18 protein-coding genes and 1 riboswitch are annotated in these 17438 nt (G+C 74.0%); of the genes, 7 read left to right on the top strand and 11 right to left on the bottom strand.

Annotated elements, in window-relative coordinates; genetic code table 11:
• The first annotated feature begins 91 nt into the window (after positions 1–91).
• On the top strand, positions 92–1090 hold the full coding sequence (locus EV562_RS08090) for a DJ-1/PfpI family protein (RefSeq protein WP_133885955.1): 999 nt from the start codon (positions 92–94) through the stop codon (positions 1088–1090).
• Between the two features lie 316 nt (positions 1091–1406).
• On the opposite strand, the gene EV562_RS08100 is transcribed toward EV562_RS08090, so the two are convergent.
• Both EV562_RS08100 and EV562_RS08105 read right to left on the bottom strand, forming a co-directional pair.
• Complete coding sequence (locus tag EV562_RS08100; RefSeq protein WP_133886075.1) at positions 1407–1778, bottom strand: MerR family transcriptional regulator; 372 nt, start codon at positions 1776–1778, stop codon at positions 1407–1409.
• Positions 1779–1804: 26 nt separating this feature from the next.
• Positions 1805–2566, bottom strand: a complete 762-nt coding sequence (locus EV562_RS08105; protein WP_133885956.1) for an SDR family oxidoreductase — start codon at positions 2564–2566, stop codon at positions 1805–1807.
• Positions 2567–2692: 126 nt separating this feature from the next.
• On the opposite strand from EV562_RS08105, the gene EV562_RS08110 reads away from it, so the two are divergent.
• The 3 genes from EV562_RS08110 to EV562_RS08120 all read left to right on the top strand — a co-directional run bounded on the left by EV562_RS08110 (position 2693) and on the right by EV562_RS08120 (position 4790).
• Complete coding sequence (locus EV562_RS08110; protein ID WP_133885957.1) at positions 2693–3529, top strand: helix-turn-helix domain-containing protein; 837 nt, start codon at positions 2693–2695, stop codon at positions 3527–3529.
• 74 nt (positions 3530–3603) lie between these two features.
• Positions 3604–4074, top strand: a complete 471-nt coding sequence (locus EV562_RS08115; RefSeq protein WP_133885958.1) for a cupin domain-containing protein — start codon at positions 3604–3606, stop codon at positions 4072–4074.
• A complete protein-coding gene (locus EV562_RS08120) occupies positions 4071–4790 on the top strand; it encodes an SGNH/GDSL hydrolase family protein (protein WP_133885959.1) in 720 nt (239 codons plus the stop codon). Before EV562_RS08115 ends, EV562_RS08120 begins: the two co-directional genes overlap by 4 nt.
• Here the strand turns inward: EV562_RS08120 and EV562_RS08125 are convergent.
• From EV562_RS08125 to EV562_RS08150, 6 genes are all read right to left on the bottom strand, one after another.
• The gene (locus EV562_RS08125) at positions 4756–5640 is read right to left on the bottom strand and encodes an ECF transporter S component (RefSeq protein WP_133885960.1); all 885 of its coding nucleotides are present in this window, start codon (positions 5638–5640) and stop codon (positions 4756–4758) included. The two genes, EV562_RS08120 and EV562_RS08125, sit on opposite strands and share 35 nt — an antisense overlap.
• Positions 5637–7322: an ABC transporter ATP-binding protein gene (locus EV562_RS08130; protein ID WP_133885961.1), complete on the bottom strand. Its 1686-nt coding sequence runs from the start codon at positions 7320–7322 to the stop codon at positions 5637–5639. Before EV562_RS08130 ends, EV562_RS08125 begins: the two co-directional genes overlap by 4 nt.
• On the bottom strand, positions 7319–8575 hold the full coding sequence (locus EV562_RS08135; protein WP_243859990.1) for an energy-coupling factor transporter transmembrane protein EcfT: 1257 nt from the start codon (positions 8573–8575) through the stop codon (positions 7319–7321). The genes EV562_RS08130 and EV562_RS08135 overlap by 4 nt, the downstream gene beginning before the upstream one ends.
• A gap of 76 nt (positions 8576–8651) precedes the next feature.
• Positions 8652–9293: an SCO2322 family protein gene (locus EV562_RS08140; protein WP_133885962.1), complete on the bottom strand. Its 642-nt coding sequence runs from the start codon at positions 9291–9293 to the stop codon at positions 8652–8654.
• Positions 9290–10537: a prenyltransferase/squalene oxidase repeat-containing protein gene (locus EV562_RS08145; RefSeq protein ID WP_133885963.1), complete on the bottom strand. Its 1248-nt coding sequence runs from the start codon at positions 10535–10537 to the stop codon at positions 9290–9292. Before EV562_RS08145 ends, EV562_RS08140 begins: the two co-directional genes overlap by 4 nt.
• A gap of 129 nt (positions 10538–10666) precedes the next feature.
• A riboswitch (cobalamin riboswitch) is annotated at positions 10667–10756 on the bottom strand.
• A 149-nt stretch (positions 10757–10905) separates the two neighbouring features.
• Entirely contained in the window at positions 10906–11583 is a 678-nt protein-coding gene (locus tag EV562_RS08150; protein ID WP_133885964.1) for a TetR family transcriptional regulator, read from the bottom strand.
• A 162-nt stretch (positions 11584–11745) separates the two neighbouring features.
• Here EV562_RS08150 and EV562_RS08155 point away from each other — a divergent pair, with 162 nt between their 5' ends.
• Genes EV562_RS08155 through EV562_RS08165 form a run of 3 tightly spaced genes read left to right on the top strand, consistent with a single transcriptional unit; the run spans position 11746 to position 14947 of the window.
• On the top strand, positions 11746–13143 hold the full coding sequence (locus EV562_RS08155) for a glycosyltransferase family 4 protein (protein WP_133885965.1): 1398 nt from the start codon (positions 11746–11748) through the stop codon (positions 13141–13143).
• On the top strand, positions 13137–13871 hold the full coding sequence (locus EV562_RS08160) for a class I SAM-dependent methyltransferase (RefSeq protein ID WP_133885966.1): 735 nt from the start codon (positions 13137–13139) through the stop codon (positions 13869–13871). The genes EV562_RS08155 and EV562_RS08160 overlap by 7 nt, the downstream gene beginning before the upstream one ends.
• Positions 13868–14947, top strand: coding sequence for a prenyltransferase (locus EV562_RS08165; protein ID WP_133885967.1), 1080 nt, complete (start codon positions 13868–13870; stop codon positions 14945–14947). Before EV562_RS08160 ends, EV562_RS08165 begins: the two co-directional genes overlap by 4 nt.
• Positions 14948–14996: 49 nt before the next feature.
• Here EV562_RS08165 and EV562_RS08170 read toward each other — a convergent pair whose 3' ends face one another.
• The 3 genes from EV562_RS08170 to EV562_RS08180 all read right to left on the bottom strand — a co-directional run bounded on the left by EV562_RS08170 (position 14997) and on the right by EV562_RS08180 (position 17423).
• On the bottom strand, positions 14997–15284 hold the full coding sequence (locus EV562_RS08170) for a hypothetical protein (protein ID WP_133885968.1): 288 nt from the start codon (positions 15282–15284) through the stop codon (positions 14997–14999).
• Between the two features lie 106 nt (positions 15285–15390).
• Positions 15391–16272 (bottom strand): DUF5336 domain-containing protein, encoded by an 882-nt coding sequence (locus tag EV562_RS08175; protein ID WP_133885969.1) that lies wholly within the window; start codon positions 16270–16272, stop codon positions 15391–15393.
• A 158-nt stretch (positions 16273–16430) separates the two neighbouring features.
• On the bottom strand, positions 16431–17423 hold the full coding sequence (locus tag EV562_RS08180; RefSeq protein WP_133885970.1) for an N-acetylmuramoyl-L-alanine amidase: 993 nt from the start codon (positions 17421–17423) through the stop codon (positions 16431–16433).
• Positions 17424–17438: the final 15 nt, after the last annotated feature.

The following is a 17438-nucleotide window of genomic DNA, read 5'->3' on the forward strand; positions in this document are numbered from 1 at the left end:
TGGCCACCGGCCCGTGTCGGCAATGTCGTCTAACATGCAGATACCGACATGGCAGATACCGGCATGACGGTTGCCGAGCGTGGGGGGTTCCTTGAGTGCCGTCGGACGACTGATCGTCATCGTCCTCTTCGACGACGTCGACCTGCTCGACGTCACCGGTCCGCCGGAGGTGTTCTCCCTCGCGCGCCGCGAGACCGACGAGGCGGCGGGCTACGACGTCGTCCTCGCCGCGGAGACCATGGACCCGGTCACCACCGGCGCCGGGGTCCGGGTCCTGCCCGACACCACCTTCGACGAACTGGCCACCCGGCGCGTCGACACCCTGATCGTCCCCGGCGCCGTCCAGGTGGACGACCAGCGCCGCGTGCACCCGCTCACCGACCCCGCCGTGGTGGAGCGGGTACGGCAGCTCGCCGGCCGGACCCGGCGGGTCACCTCCGTCTGCGTCGGGGCGCACATCCTGGCGGCCGCCGGCCTCCTCGACGGCAAGCGCGCCACCACCCACTGGTCGACCGCGCGGCAACTCGCCGACGAGCACCCGGCCATCGAGGTCGACGCCGACCCGATCTTCATCCGCGAGGGCGACGTGTGGACGGGCGCGGGGATCAGCGCCTGCCTCGACCTGTCCCTCGCGCTGATCGCCGACGACCTCGGGGAGACCGTCGCGCTGCGCGTGGCCCGGCAGCTCGTGATGTACCTGAAACGGCCCAGCGGGCAGAGCCAGTTCAGCGTCCCGCTGGAGCAGGTCTCCGCGACCCGGCGCATCGAGGACCTCCGCCACCACATCCTGCGCAACATCGCCGCCCCGCTCACCGTCGCCGACCTCGCGGCCCACGCCCACGTCGGCGACCGGCAGCTCACCCGCATCTTCAAGACCGAACTCGGCACGACCCCGCACGCCTACGTCGAGTCGGCCCGCGTGGAAGTGGCCCGCCAGCAGCTCGAATCCACCGACGCGACCCTCGAACGCGTCGCCTCCGCCTGCGGCTTCGGCACCGTCGACACCCTGGTCAGGGCCTTCCGGCGCAGACTCGACACGACACCGACCGAGTACCGCCGCCGCTTCCGGACCGGCGCGGGCGCCCCCTAAGGGTGTCGTTCGGATCTTGCCGTGGGTCGCGGGGTCCGGCACGCACATCTGCGGCGTTGTCGTCGGTTGCCAGGGCTCCGCCCTGTCGCCCTCCTCCGCCTCGCAGCCGCACGCACCGGACCCCACTCGGGCCGGCAACAGGGCACCGTCGCCCGGAGCCGGCCTGCTCCGAACGCCACCCCCTGGGCCGACTGCGCGCGAGGCGCCGTCGGAGGAAGGCGGGGGAGGCGCTCAGCGTCGTACCGGCCGCGCCGACCCACTGGGCGCCGGTCGCGCGCAAGTGGTCCGTGTGGCCGACCGGATGACCGACGGGTGTTCAGGCCACCGGGCGGATCCGGCCACCGGTTGCCTGTCGCAACGCCGCTGCCAGCCGGTCACGGGCCTCGGTCTGGGCGGCGATCCGGTCGTTGAGGACCGCAAGCCGTTCCGCCGCAACCCGCAGGCCCTGCTCCGAGGGTGGTGCGGCGGCCACGTCTCCGTCCAGGCACGGCAGGAACACCCGCACGTCGTCCAGGGTGAGCCCGGCGGCCAGCAGGTGGCGGATGTTGCGGACCCGCACCGCCGCCCGCTCGTCGTAGACGCGGTAGCCGTTGGGGGCCCGCTGCGAGGAGATCAGTCCGGCCTGCTCGTAGTGCCGCAGCGCACGGGCGGATGTCCCGGTCGCCCTGGCCAGCTCACCGATCCGCACCCGTCCCACCTCCCGGGTATCTCCTATCACGCCACGACCGCTCCGCCGTCGACCGGGAGCACCACTCCGGTCACGAACGAGGCGGCCGGCGCGGCAAGTCGGGTGACGGCCCAGGCCACCTCCTCGGGGCGGCCGATCCGGGCCAGCGGGGTGTGCGCCAGCTGCCACTCCCGCACCGCCGCCTTCCGCTCCGGCGTCAGGCCCTGGTGCTCGCCGATGGGGGTGTCGATCGCGCCGGGGGCGACCGCCACCACCCGGATCCCGCGGGGTGCCAGCTCGACCGCCCAGCTGCGGGTCAGCAGCTCCAGAGCGGTCTTGGTGGCCGCATAGACCGAGCTGCCCGGCCAGGCTCGCTGCCCCACCGACGTACTGATGTTGACGATCACTCCGCCCGACTTCTCCAGGAGCGGCAGCGCGCCCTGGGCCAGCAGGATGGGAGCGACGAGGTTGGTGGCGAGCTGAGCTGTGATCATCTCCGACGTCAGGGTGCCGAGGGCGCCGCTGCGCACGATGCCCGCGTTGTTGACCAGCACGTCCAGCCGGCCGTGTGTCTCCAGCACGGTCCGGACGATCCGATCCGGCTCGCCCTCGGCCGTGATGTCCGCGACCAGCGGCGTGATCCGGTCGTGTCCGGCCCCGGTCTCCTCGAGGGGTTCGGCCCGCCGCCCGATCGCGACCACGTGGGACCCCTCGTCGGCGAACGCGCGGGCGGTGGCACGGCCGATCCCGGCTCCGGTGACGGCGACGACCCTGCTGTTCTGCGGTGCGGTGCTGTCCATGCCGGTCATCGTGCAACCCTGCCCCCAGTGGCAAGGTCAAGCAGCGCGCCTGACGGGGCAGGGAACCGGCGGCTCGCGCAGAGGGGGAGCCGGACCGCGGACCCCCCGGGTGGGGCGGCTCGTACACTGGCGCAGATGGAGGACCACGCGGCCACCGGGATCAGGGCACGTCCGGCGACCGTCCTGCGGGAGTACGTCTCCTCGTACGTCGGCTTCGACCTCCGCGGGCTCCCGACGGGGGTGCACTGCGGCCCGCCGAGCCGTGCGCTCACCGCGGTGATCAGCCTGTCGGATCCCCTGGAGGTGGCGGCGGGCGTCGACGACGGGTCACCGGTCACCCCGTTCGGCAGTGTGGCCGGCGGCCTGATGTGCCGGTCCGTCGCGATCCACCACGACGGACGCCAGCACGGTGTCCAGGTGTCGCTGACACCCCTCGGGGCCCGGGCCGTCTACGGCATTCCCTCAGCCGAACTCGCCCACCGGCTGGTCCCCCTCGACGAGCTTCTCGGAGCGCTCGCCGTCGAGTTGGCCGACCGGCTCCGGGCGGCGACGACATGGGCGGCTCGGTTCGCCGCGCTGGACGAGTTGCTCCTGCGGGCCGTCGGCCGTGACGCCCGCGGCGACCACGTGCGCCGGGTGCGCCCCGAGGTGGCCGAGGCATGGCGCCGCCTCGTCGCCGCGCGGGGGCGCGTCCAGGTCGGCGCGGTCGCCGCGGAACTCGGCTGGAGCCGTCGGTACCTCACCGAGCGGTTCCGCGGCGAGGTGGGCCTGTCGCCGAAGACCCTCGCCCGCGTCCTGCGCTTCGAGCACGCCCACGAACTCGCGGCGGCGCGGGACCCGCTCCCGTGGGGCGAGGTGGCGTCCGTCTCCGGCTACGCCGACCAGGCCCATCTCGTACGGGACTGGCGCGAGTTCACCGGCCGGTCGCCGACGGCCTGGCGGCGCGGCGAAGTCCTCCTCGGAGCCGGGTAGCCGTCGGCCCCTGAGCCGGCTTCCGTTCCCTTTTCTTCAAGACCGCCCGATCCCCGGCGTGGACGATCGTCGGCATGAGACTCGGCAACCACGAACGCGAAGCCATGGATCTGCGGACCACTCCCGTGCACCTCGGACTGGGGTCGACGGCGAAACCCGTCGAGGGTTTCACCTGGGACCCGGAGGTGCTCCGGGCCTACAGCGCCGCGGTCGCGGCGGACGGCGCCGAGGGCCGGACGGTCATGGTCTTCGACGGCGAGGGACCCGGCGACCACGAGGAGTGCCACCCCGCGGGCGACGAACTGGTCGTGTGCCTCGGCGGCTCCGTGACGGTCACCCGTGACACGGACGGGGTGCCGGAGCACGTGCGGCTCGGACCGGGGGAGGCCACCGTCAACCCGGCCGGGGTGTGGCACGTGGTGGACATGGACGGGCCGGCGACCATCCTGGCCATCACCGCGGGTCTCGGCACCGAACACCGACCTCGGACCGGCACCCGCCCGGCGGACCGCGTCGGCACGCCCGGCCCGCGGGAGACGCCGTGACGACCCGCATCGCGTGCCTCGGCGACAGCCTCACCCGCGCGCAGTTCAGCGCCGACTACCTGAACCCCCTGGGACGACTCCGCCCACCCGGTGACGTGCGGCTCGCCCGTTTCGGTGCCAACGGCGACTTCGCCCACAACCTCTTGCAGGGCCTCGACGCCGTCGTCGCGGACCCACCCGACGTGATCACCGTGCTGATCGGTACCAACGACGCCCGAGCGAGCCTCGCCGGCTACCCCGTCGAGCAGGCCGTGAAGCGCAAACGGCTCCCCGAGCGCCCGTCGGCCGGCTGGTTCCAGCAGTGTCTGGGAGCCGTCGTCGCACGGCTGCGCGCGGAGACCGACGCGACGATCGGGCTGCTGTCGATACCGGTACTCGGCCAACAGCTCGACGGGGCGGCGGCACAGGCATCGCTGGCGTACAGCCGGTTGATCGCCGAGGTCGCCGCCGCCGACGAGGTGGCCTACCTTCCGCTCCACGAACGCCAGACGGAGGAACTGCGCCGAGCGGACCCGCCGCCGATCCCGTACCGGGAGGTGACGCCCGCGGCGGCCATCGGCGTGCTCGCCCAGCGCGCGGTGCTGCGCCGCGGCCTCGACACGATCTCGCGGCGGCGGGGCCTCGTGCTCACGACCGACCACATCCACCAGAACAGCCGCGGCGCCGCCCTCATCGCCGAGGTCATCGACGCCGGTCTGCTGACCCGGAGGGTGTAGGTCCGGCACCCGTCCGGTCGGAGGCCTCCCCGAACGTGACCGGTGCCTCGAAGGCCGCCCTGCGGGTCGCGCGGCGCAGGGCCTTGAGGAGGGGGGTGCCCAGGCTCAGGGTCAGGACGACGGTCAGGGCAGCGCGTCCTCCGTCCCAGCCGAGTGAGGTGACCAGACAGTAGGCCAGGAAGTGGGCCAGGTTGGTGCCGACCGATGCTCCCGCGTCGAAGGCGATGTTCGACGAGAGCTCGTTCATGAAGGTCCAGCCCGCGAGATTCGTGGCCGTGCCGTAGGCGAACGCGCCCAGGAAGCCGTATCCGGCGAGCAGGAGCAGCTCCCCGCGCCCGCGCAGTCGGTCCGGGAAGGGCAGCAGGCCGGCCCCCATCGTGAACCAGCCCATCGACAGCATCTGGAACGGCATCCACGGCCCCACCCCGCCCGTGAGCAGCGCGGACGCGAACATCGTGATCGAGCCGAGGACGAAGCCGAAGCCGGGGCCTAGGACTCGGCCGCTGAGAAGCAGCAGGAAGAACATCGGTTCCAGGCCGCCGGTGCCCGCGCCGAGCGGGCGCAGTGCCGCACCCGTCGCGGCGAGGACGCCGAGCATGGCCACGGCCTTCGGGCCCAGCCCCGACTCCGAGATGGTCGCGGCCAGGACAGCCACCATGAGCACCAACAGTCCGGCGAAGAGCCAGGGTGCGTCCGCGCTGTGGGCGTTCCTCGAGGCATCCGGCGGCAGCAGGAAGGGCCAGCCGAAGCCCGCCACACCCACCGCGCTGACCAGGACGAGGGCGGCGACCGAGCGGGGGCCGAGGCGGACGGCGCGGGCCTGGCGCTGGGGAGGGGGGCCGCCGGTCATGCCAGCGCCTCCCGTACCTGCGCCACCGTGAGCCACTTGCGCGGCGCCAGCACCTTGGCCACCTGCGGGGCGTAGGACGGGGAGGCCACCACCACGTCCGCCGCCGGACCGTCGGCGATCACCTCGCCCTCGGCGAGCAGCACGACCCGGTGGGCCAGCTCGGCGGCGAGTTCCACGTCGTGCGTGGCCAGCACGATCGCGTGACCCTCGGCGGCCAGGCCGCGCAGGATGCCGGCCAGCCGGGCCTTCGCCGCGTAGTCCAGGCCGCGCGTCGGCTCGTCCAGGAGGAGGAGCGGAGGGCGGGCCGTCAGGACGACGGACAGGGCGAGCGTCAGGCGCTGGCCCTCCGAGAGGTCCCGGGGGTGCATGTCGTCCGTGACGCCCGGGAGCAGTTCGGTGAGGAGGGCGCGGCAGGTGCCGGGCGTCGCGTCCGCGTCCCGGTCGGCGGCCGCGCACTCGGCGGCGACCGTGTCGGCGTAGAGCAGGTCGCGCGGCTCCTGCGGGACCAGGCCGACCCGGCGGACGAGGTCGCGGGGGGCCGTGCGGTGCGGTACGGCGTCCCCGGCCCGCACCGAACCGGCGGACGGCTCGACCAGGCCGACCAGCGCGGACAGCAGGGTGGACTTCCCGGCGCCGTTGCGGCCCATCAGGGCGACCGTCTCGCCGGGGGAGACGGTCAGGTCGACGTGGTGCAACGCCTGGACGCGGTCGCGGCGCACGGAGAGGGAACGGACCTCGGCGGCGTACGGGGCGGGGGCCGGCTCCGGGTGCTTCGCGCGGCGGCGCCACCGGGAGGCGGCGGGGCGCGGGGCGGGCGGCGCCGGGAGCACGGCGGACGCCGGCGGGGTGCGGTCGGGGATCTCCCGGCCGGCCAGGCGCTCACGCAGTCCGGACGCACGGCGGCGGGCGTCCCGGATCGTCAGCGGCAGCGGGGACCAGCCCGCCAGCCTGCCCAGGTCCACCACCGGCGGGTACACCGGGGACACGGCCATCACCTCCGCCGGGGCGCCGAGGAGCGGTGCCTCGCCCGGGGCCGGGAGCAGGACGACCTGGTCGGCGTACTGGATGACCCGCTCCAGGCGGTGCTCGGCCATCAGGACCGTCGTACCGAGGTCGTGGACCAGGCGCTGGAGGACCGCCAGGACCTCTTCGGCGGCGGCGGGGTCCAGGGCGGAGGTCGGCTCGTCCAGGACCAGGACCTGAGGGTGCGGGGTGAGGACGGAGCCGATGGCGACCCGCTGCTGCTGGCCGCCGGAGAGCGTGGCGATCGGGCGGGAGCGCAGGCCGGACAGGCCCAGCAGGTCCAGGGTCTCCTCGACGCGGCGGCGCATCACGTCCGGGGCGAGCCCCAGGGACTCCATGCCGTACGCCAGCTCGTCCTCGACGGTGTCGGTCACGAAGTGGGAGAGCGGGTCCTGGCCGACCGTGCCCACCACGTCGGCGAGTTCGCGCGGCTTGTGGGTGCGGGTGTCGCGGCCGGCCACGGTGACCCGGCCGCTGAGCGTGCCGCCGGTGAAGTGCGGGACGAGGCCGCCGACCGCGCCGAGAACGGTGGACTTGCCTACCCCGGAGGGACCGGCGAGCAGCACGAGTTCACCCTCCGGGACCTCGAAGTCCACGCCCCGTACGGTGGGTTCGGCCGCGCCGTCGTAGGTGACCGACACGTCCTCGAAGCGGATCACGACGGCTCCTTCACGGCGGTCTGGGGTGCGGGGGTCCGGGATGCGGGGGTCTCGGGTGCGGCGGTCTCGGGTGAGGGGGGCTCGGGCGCCGGGGTGACGAACGCCGGGAGCAGGCCGACGAGGACGGCCGCCGCCGGCCAGAGGGGCAGGGTGGGCGCGGTCAGCGGGACCACGCCCGGGTGCAGCGCCGCCGGGTCGCGGGCGGCGGCGAGGAACAGCAGCGCGGCCACCGCCGCGCCGGAGGCGGTGACCAGCCACGCCCGGGCGTCCCAGCGGTCCGGGCGGTAGCGGGTGCGGACCGTGCGCCGTCCGCCGAGCCACAGACCCGCGACCGCGGCGGCGACACCCGCCACGAGCACGGGGATGCCGTACGTGCCTCCCGCGGCGGTCAGCAGCCCGTACGTGCCCGCGCAGACGCCGAGCAGGCCGCCCAGGGTGAGGGCGGCGGTGGTACGGCGGACGGGGGCCGGGACGCGTGCGGTACGGCCGTAGCCGCGGGCGTCCATCGCGGCGGCGAGGGCGACGGAGCGTTCCAGGGCGCCCTCCAGGACGGGGAGGCCCACCTGGAGCAGACCCCGTACGCCCCGGTCCGGGCGGCCGCGCAGACGGCGGGCGGCGCGCAGGCGCTGGACGTCGGCGATGAGGTTCGGCGCGAAGGTGAGGGCGACGACGACGGCGACGCCCATCTCGTAGAGGGCGCCGGGGAGGGACTTGAGGAGGCGGGAGGGGTTGGCCAGGGCGTTCGCGGCGCCGACGCAGATGAGGAGGGTGGCCAGCGTCATCGCGTCGTACAGCGAGAAGGCGAGGCCCTCCGCGGTGACCCGGCCGCCGAGGCGGATGCCCTGCGCCCAGTCGGGGAGGGGGACCTCGGGGAGGGTGACGAGGGTGTGGGTGCCGGGGACAGGGGAGCCGAGGAAGGTGGTGAAGAGGAGGCGGATGACGATGACGGCGAGGGCGAGTTTGACGAAGGCGCCGTAGGAGCGGGACCAAGGGGCGTGCGGGCGGCGGGTGATGACGACGTAGGCGGAGACCGTGACGAGGAGGGCGAGGAGGAGCGGGTTGGTGGTGCGGGTGGCGGCGGTGCCGAGGGACAGGGCCCAGAGCCACCAGGCGCCGGGGTGTACGGGTGCGGTGAGCTGTCGGCGGGAGGTGGGGGCGCTTGCCCACGCTGACGGGGTGCCTCCCCCAGAGGGGCTACCCCCGGCGCCCACCCTCCCCCACGCCCGGCTTCGCTCGCGCGGGGGGACCCCCATCGCCCCAGCGGCACGACTGCCCGCAGGTTGCGGGGCATTGCTGCCCGCAGCTTGCGGGGGACCGTTGCGCGCTGCTTCAGCGGGTGGCATTCCTGCGCCGCCTTGCCTGCCAGGTGGCTGTGCCCGCCAGGGCGGCGATCACCACGATGCCCGCGACGAGGCCGACCGAGGGACCGCCGTCGTCCGAGGCGTCCTGCTGCCGCGGGGCGGCGGTGTTCTTCTGCGACACCTGCTCCCCGCACCCCGACTTCGGATAACCCGCGATCGCGCACAGCAGCGCGTTGGTGTCGTAGCGCAGGGGGCCGGCCACGGCGGCCAGGGCGTCGGCCGTCGTCGCGTCGGGGGAGACCCGGGCGCAGGCCGTGCGCGGGGCGGGCGGGGTCTCGCCGGACGGGGCGTCGGGGGCCGTGCCGAAGTCGAGCACCAGCGCCACCCGCTTGCTGCCCTCTTCGGCCGGTGTCTTCGCGCAGACCGACTGGAAGTCGGCCGTGCCGCGCGGCTGGGCCGCGTCGTCCGAGTTCTCGCTCACCGAGAAGCGGAAGCCCTGCACGTCACCGTCGGAGGGGCGGGCCAGCGACGGACCCTGGGTGGCGTAGACCCACTTGCCGCCGTCGCGGTCCCAGAAGGACCAGTAGCGGTACCCGGCGGCCTGCGCCTGGCCCGCGGTCCCGATCAGCAGGAACGCGGCCAGGAAGAGGAGGACGAAGCGGCGGGTCACGGCTGCTGCTTCTTGTTGCGGTTGCTCAGCAGGAAGCCGATGCCGATGCCGAAGACCAGGCAGACGCCGACGAACCACCAGACGCCGAAGGGCGAGTCGTCGTCCTTCTTCTCGTCCTTGCCCTCGTCGCTCGCGGTCGCCGTGTCCTTCGCCGTCGCCCCCTGCGGGGCCGGACCCGTCGCGTTCAGCCGTTCCACCAGGTCCGTGCCGCCGAAGTCGCGCGGGTCGGTGCCCGTGGCGTGGGCGGCGAAGATCAGCTGGGCGTAGGCGGCCGGGCCGCTCTCCGCGGCCCACGTCGCGGCGTTCTTCTTCAGCCAGGCCAGCGGCTCGGCCGCCCGGTCGGCACCGCCCTGGGCGGCGAGGGCCACGACGGCGTCGGCGGTGTTGCCGTAGTCGGGCTGGTCGGCGGAGCCGCCGAGGGCGGAGACGAGGTGGCCCTTCCCGGCGAGCGTGGCCGTGAGGTACGCGCTGCCGTTGGCGGCGGCCTGCTCGCGGGTCGGCTCGTCCCCGTCGGCGCAGGCGGCGGCGCCGGACGCGGCACCGGACTTGGCGGCCAGGCCCTTGCCGAGCGCGCCGAGCACGCCGGCGGCGGTGGCGTCCGCGTTGGGCAGGAGCTTGCCGTTCTTGTCGGGCTGGAAGGCGAAGGCGCCCGCGCCCTCGTCCTTCGCGCAGGGCAGGGCGAACGTCAGCAGGGCGTCGTAGGGCGACTTGCCGTCCTTCACGACCTTCGCCGGGTCCGTCTCCGTGGCGGTCAGTGCGCCGATGACGACGGAGGTGGAGTTGGCGTCGCTGGGGGTGCCGGGGCTGTAGCCCCAGCCGCCGTCCTTGTTCTGCACGGACTTCAGCCAGCCGAGGGCGTCCTCGACGACGTCGCCGTGCCCGCCGATGGCCCACAGCGCCTGGACGGCGGCGGCCGTGTTGTTGCTGTCGACCATGGTCTTGGCGTCGCAGGCCTTGGCCGGGTCGGCGCGGAAGGGGGCGAAGGCGCCGTTCGCGCACTGCTGGTCCGTGAGCCACTTCACGGCCTTCGACGACGGCACGACGCCCGCCGTGTCCTGCGCGAGCAGCGCGAGGGACTGGCGCCAGACCCCGTCGTACTGGGGGTCGGTGGTCCCGTACAGCCCGGACGGCGTGGACGCGGAGGCGGACGGCGACGGACCGGCGGCGACCGCGGGCGCGGTGGCGGCGCCGAGCACGGCTATGGCGGCCAGAGCCGCGGCGCTGCTGCGACGGCGGACGTTCATGATCGGCGGGTGCCTTTCCCTGTGCGGGGCCCGGCAGCACGGGGCACCCCCGGCGGCTCGGCCCCGTATGCCTCGACGGTGCCCGTGCGCCGGCGGACGCCGGGCACGTGAGCCGGTCACATCCGTGCGGGGCAGTCCGGCTCACCGTCCGGGAGCCTCTCAGGGACTCGCGGGCGGCTCACGGTTGCGGGTCAGCGCCGGAATTGCACCGGCTTCCCCCCGTACGGGTGATGACGACGCCGCCACTTTACCCGGCGGCGGGACGCGGGCCGAGGGGCGGCCGGACGGGAGGCTCGGGAGCGGCGGGGAGCCGCGAGGCGGGAGCGGCCCGGGAGGCGGGGCCGGCCGGCCGGGCCGGGCGGCGGCCCTCAGGCAGGCGCCGCTTCGTCTCCCGGCGGGGTCTGCGCCGTGCCGGCGTCCGTCAGGTCGATCAGGCGGCAGACCGTCCCGATGTCCACGCGCACCTGGGCGAGGGAGGTGCGGCCGGCGAGCCAGGTGATCAGCGTCGAGAGCCAGGTGTGCTCGATGACGCGGACCGCGGAGAGCTGCTCGGGGGTCGGGTTCCGCGGGCCGCCCATGGCGTCCAGGATGATCGCCGTGGTCTGCCGGGAGACCCGGTCGACCTCCGGGGAGACACTGCGGTCGGCGAAGGTCAGGGCGCGGGCCATCGCCTCGGCCAGCCGGGGTTCGCGCCGCAGCGCGCCGAACGCCCGCATCAGCGTCTGCGCCACCCGGTCCGCCGCCGTCTCGCCGGTGGGCGGGCTCTTGCGCAGGGTGCCGTGCAGCCGCTCCAGCTGGTCGTGCATCGTGGCGACGAGCAGGTGGACCTTCGAGGGGAAGTAGCGGTACAGGGTGCCGAGGGCGACCTGCGACGATTCCGCGACCTCGCGCATCTGGACCGCCTCGAAACCGCCCCGGCAGGCCAGTCGGGCGGTGGCGCGCAGGATGCGGCCGCGGCGCTCCCGCTGACGCTCGGTGAGGGGCAGGGCCGTGGCGCGGTGCGCGGGGCCCGGCGCCTCCGCTGCCGGCTTCTCCGCCTCGGTCACCTCGTCCCCCTCACCGCCGTGGCGCGAATCACCTGATCCACTCGTCACAGCCCGGCTACCTGCCGGTAGATTCGGAGGCTCTGACGATCAAGTCTGAAACTTGTTCTAGATTAGCCTCCCGACGTAGTGTCGCGGGACAGCGCAGCGAGAAGGGGGCCCAGAGTGACCGCCGAGGCCAGTCGGACGGGTCCCCGTCCGGAGCCCGCCGCCGACGGGTTGCGACCGCTCCGCATCGCACTCCTCACCTACAAGGGGAATCCGTTCTGCGGCGGCCAGGGCGTCTACGTCCGTCACCTCTCGCGCGAACTGGCCCGCCTCGGCCACCGCGTCGAGGTCATCGGCGCCCAGCCCTACCCGGTGCTGGACGTCCTCGACGGCCGCGAGGACCGGCTCTCCCTCACCGAGCTGCCCAGCCTCGACCTCTACCGCCAGCCCGACCCCTTCCGCACCCCGAAGCGGGGCGAGTACCGCGACTGGATCGACGCGCTCGAGGTCGGCACCATGTGGACCGGCGGCTTCCCGGAGCCCCTGACCTTCTCGCTGCGCGCCCGGCGCCATCTGCGCGCCCGCCGCGGTGACTTCGACGTCGTGCACGACAACCAGACCCTCGGGTACGGGCTGCTGGGGGACGTGGGCGCCCCGCTCGTCACCACCATCCACCACCCCATCACCGTCGACCGGCAGCTGGAGCTGGACGCGGCCGACGGCCGCAAGCGCCGCTACTCGGTACGCCGTTGGTACGCCTTCACCCGGATGCAGAAGCGCGTCGCGCGCCGGCTGCCCTCCGTGCTCACCGTCTCCGGCACCTCCCGCCAGGAGATCGTCGACCACCTCGGCGTACGCGACGACCGCATCCACGTCGTCCACATCGGCGCCGACACCGACCTGTTCTCCCCCGACCCGTCGGTGCCGCGGGTACCGGGCCGGATCGTGACCACGTCCAGCGCGGACGTGCCGCTCAAGGGCCTGGTCTTCCTCGTCGAGGCGCTCGCCAAGGCGCGTACCGAGCACCCCAGGGCGCACCTCGTCGTCGTCGGCAAACGGCCCGCCGAGGGACCCGTCGCGCAGGCGATCGAGCGGTACGGCCTCGAAGGCGCCGTCGAGTTCGTCAAGGGCATCTCCGACGCCGAGCTGGTCGACCTCGTGCGCTCCGCCGAAGTCGCGTGCGTGCCGTCGCTGTACGAGGGGTTCTCGCTGCCCGCCGCCGAGGCCATGGCGACCGGCACGGCGCTGCTCGCCACCACCGGCGGGGCCGTCCCGGAGGTCGCCGGACCCGACGGGGAGACCTGCCTCGCGGTGCCGCCGGGCGACGCGGACGCGCTGGCCGCCGGGCTGAACCGGCTGCTCGGCGACCGCGAACTCCGCGCCAGGCTCGGCGCCGCCGGACGGCAACGGGTGCTGAAGCACTTCACCTGGGCGCGCGCCGCCGAGGGCACGGTCGCCCGGTACCGCGAGGCCATCGGAGACCGCCCCTCCGCCACGGCCGCCCAGGAGGCCGTGCCCCCGGCCCCGACCACCAGTGACACCGGCGTCTACCCCGAAAGCAGGGCCACGTGCTGACCGTCGACTTCTCCCGGTTCCCGCTCGCCCCGGGCGACCGCGTACTGGACCTCGGCTGCGGCGCCGGCCGGCACGCGTTCGAGTGCTACCGGCGCGGGGCCCGGGTCGTCGCGCTGGACCAGAACGCCGAGGAGATCCGCGAGGTCGCCAAGTGGTTCGCGGCGATGGAGGAGGCCGGTGAGGCCCCGGCCGGTGCCACCGCCACCGCCATGGAGGGCGACGCGCTGGCCCTGCCCTTCCCGGACGAGTCCTTCGACGTCGTCATCATCTCCGAGGTGATGGAGCACATCCCCGACGACAAGGGCGTCCTCGCCGAGATGGTCCGCGTCCTCAAGCCCGGCGGACGCATCGCGATCACCGTGCCGCGCTACGGCCCCGAGAAGGTCTGCTGGACCCTGTCCGACGCCTACCACGAGGTCGAGGGCGGCCACATCCGCATCTACCGGGCCGACCAGCTCCTCGCCCGCATCCGCGAGGCCGGCCTCAAGCCGTACGGCACCCACCACGCGCACGCGCTGCACTCGCCGTACTGGTGGCTGAAGTGCGCCTTCGGCGTCGACAACGACAAGGCGCTGCCGGTGCGGGCGTACCACAAGCTGCTGGTGTGGGACATCATGAAGAAGCCGCTGGCGACGCGGGTCGCCGAGCAGGCGCTGAACCCGCTGATCGGCAAGAGCTTCGTGGCCTACGCGACCAAGCCGCACCTGCCGACGGTGGACGCCGCGTGACGGCCTCGCGCTCTCCCCGCGCCGAACACCTCGTCCTGCCCGGCGTCCTCACCGCCGCCGAGGCCGCCGCGACCGTCCGCGGCATCCTCGCCGTGCAGCGCGAGGACGGGGCGATCCCGTGGTTCCGCGGGCACCACCTCGACCCGTGGGACCACGTCGAGGCCGCGATGGCCCTGGACACGGCCGACGAGCACGAGGCCGCCGAGCGGGCGTACGCGTGGCTGGCGCGGCACCAGAACCAGGACGGCTCCTGGTACGCCGCCTACGCCGACGGGGACTTCGCCGACGTCACCGACCGCGGTCGGGAGACCAACTTCGTCGCGTACGTCGCCGTCGGCGTCTGGCACCACTACCTCGCCACCGGCGACGACACCTTCCTGGACCGGATGTGGCCCGTCGTCCACGCGGCCGTGGAGTTCGTGCTGCGCCTGCAGCAGCCCGGCGGGCAGATCGGCTGGCGCCGCGACGACGACGGCACGGACACCACGGACGCGCTGCTGACCGGCAGTTCGTCCGTCCACCACGCGTTGCGCTGTGCGCTTGCCATCGCCGAACAGCGCGAAGAGCCGCAGCCCGACTGGGAGTTGGCCGCGGGGGCACTGCGGCACGCCATCCGCCGCCACCCGGAGCGGTTCCTGGACAAGGGCCGCTACTCGATGGACTGGTACTACCCCGTCCTCGGCGGCGCGCTGACCGGCACGGAGGCCAGGAGCCGCCTCACGGAGAGCTGGGACCGGTTCGTCGTCCCGGGCCTCGGCGTGCGCTGCGTCGTCCCCAACCCGTGGGTGACCGGCGGCGAGTCGGCCGAACTCGCGCTCGCCCTGTGGGCGGTGGGCGAGTCCGACCACGCGCTGGAGATCCTCCAGTCCATCCAGCACCTGCGGGACGCGGACAGCGGCCTGTACTGGACGGGCTACGTCTTCGAGGACGAGGCGATCTGGCCCCGCGAGCTGACCACCTGGACGGCCGGCTCGCTGCTCCTCGCCGTCGCCGCACTCGGCGGCCACGAGGCCACCTGCCAGGTCTTCGCCGGCGACCGCCTGCCGCGGGGCCTGGACCCGGACTGCTGCGTCTGACCGGCCGGCCGGGCGGTGGCCGGTGGGGGCCCGGCCGGGGGTGGCGCGGTCAGTGGCGGCCCAGGCGGTTGGCGACGGCGTGGCCGATGAAGAGGTAGACGACCGCCGCCAGGCCGTAGCCTGCGACGACGCGCGCCCAGTCCTCGTCGAAGGTGAACAGGTCGCGGGACCAGCCGGCCAGCCAGTTGGCCGCGTCATGGACGAACTGCACCAGGTCGTTGGCCCGGTTGGCGTCCAACAGGTACATCAGTATCCACAGGCCGAGAATGAGGGCCATGATGTCGGCGACGATCGCGACGGCCCTGCCCGCGGAGTTCGAACCGTGGTATCTAGACATACCTTGCGTATGGCCGCGCAGGGCGGGAGGAAACCTGCGCCGACGGCCCCCCGCCCGGAACGGGTTCCGGACAGGGGGCCGTTGAGGCTTCGGCGGGGCGGCGCGATCAGCCGCGCTGGATGCCCGAGGTGTCCTGGAGTACGCCGCGACGGCCGTCCTGGGTCTGCGCGACCAGGTTGGCGCCGCGCTGCTCGACGGCCAGGTACCAGGTGCCCGGAGCCAGCTCGGCGATCGGCGTCGGCGAGCCGTCCTCCGCGAACAGCGGACGCGGCACCGGCACGGCGAACCAGAACGGGGAGAAGTCCCCGGCGGGCTGGGCCTGCGCCTGCTGCGGGGCGTGCGGCTGCGGAGCCTGCGGCTGAGCGGCCTGCGGCTGACCGGGCTGGGGCTGCCCCGGCTGCGGCTGGCCGCCGAACGGGCCGGGCTGACCGGGCTGTCCCGGCTGGGCGCCGTACGGCTGCTGCTGGGCGCCGGGGTAGCCGTAACCACCCTGGGGCTGGCCGCCGTAGGGCTGCGGGGCCGCGGGGCGGGAGGCCGGGATCAGGGAGCCCTTGAGGGCCGGGAGCAGCGGCGTGGCCACGGCCGCGGCGGCCATGAGCAGCGTGGCGACGAGGGCGAGGATCAGGCCGGTGCCGGCGCTGAGACCGCTCACACCCCCGTCGTTGTCGAAGGCGCCCGCCGGGTCGAAGATGTTGCCGAGCGCGCACCACGCGGCGAAGACCGTGAACGCGATGCCGAACTGGCCGAGGTCGAGACCGGCCACCTTCAGGGGCTGCGGCATGGCACGGGCCACGACGACGAGCGCGGCGCCGATGACGCCCGCCAGGACGACGCCGAGCACGACCGGTCCACTGCCCCACAGGCTGGGGATGTCGGCGCTGTCCGGTGCACCTTCGAACGAGTAGATGTCGAGGAACGACGCGATCAACAGCAACACCGCTGCTCCGATCACCACGCCGTCGCCTCGAGTGAGGGAGCGGATATTCACTTCAGGTCCTTCGTAGGTCGTCTCGTCGTCGGTAGAGGCGTCGCTGTCACGATGGCGCCGAAAGGTTCCCATGTGAAGCGCGGGGGTGGCCCCTCATCGTACGGACGACACTATCGTCCGGACCTCGGGGCTGTCCGCAGGGATGGGGACGCCGGTCGCTACCCGCCCAGGAAACTCACGATTCCCTCAGACATCCCTTGCGCCGCCTTCTGCCGCCAACCGCCGCTGGTCAGCAGTGCCGCGTCCTCGCTGTCCCGCATGTTGCCGCACTCGATGAACACCTTCGGAACCGTTGACAGATTGAGACCACCCAGGTCCGTCCGCGTGACCAGACCGGTGCCGTCGCCGAGGTAGTTGGAGGGCGCGGTGCCCGTGACGCGCACGAAGGTGCCCGCGATCCGCTCGCCCAGTTCGGCGGAGGGAGCCGTGATGGCGCGGGTGTCGGCGTCCCCGTCGTGCACCGGGCCCGGCAGGATCACGTGGAAGCCGCGGTTGCCCGCCCCCGACCCGTCGGCGTGGATCGAGATCGCGGCGTCGGCCTGCGCCTCGTTGCCGATCCGGGCCCGCTCGTCCACGCAGGGACCGAACGAACGGTCACCGTCCTGCGTCAGCTTCACGGTCGCGCCCTGCTTCTCCAGCAGGGTGCGCAGCCGGTGGGCCACGTCGAGCGTGAACTCCGCCTCCGGCCAGCCCGCGTTGGTGGCCGTGCCCGTGGTGTCGCACTCCTTCCAGTGCGTGCCGACGTTCACCTTGCGGTTGATCTCGGACGGGTGCCGGAAGTTGGCCGGGTTGTGGCCGGGGTCGATGACGACGACCTTGCCCTTGAGGGCGCCGGAGCCCGCGGGCTGCGACCGGGAAGGGGACGCGGACGGCTTCTCCGACGCGGGGGCGGGCGAGGAGCCCGCCGGCCTCTTGCCGTCGTCGTCGCCCGCGGACGAGGGGGCACGGGTGGACGGCGCCGCCGAACTCCGCACGCCCGCCGCGCGGTCGGTGTCACCGCCGCCCCCGTCGCCCGAGCCGCCGACCGCCGCGTACACCCCCCACCCGATCAGTGCCCCGGGCACGAGCGCGGCGACCGCCACGGTGAGCGGGCGGCGCAGCGGGGAGCGGCGGGGCGGGGAAGGTTCGAAGTCCGGGCCTGTGTACGACACGTCAGCGACTCTAAC

The sequence above is a fragment of the Streptomyces sp. BK208 genome (assembly GCF_004364245.1).
GTDB lineage: Bacteria > Actinomycetota > Actinomycetes > Streptomycetales > Streptomycetaceae > Streptomyces.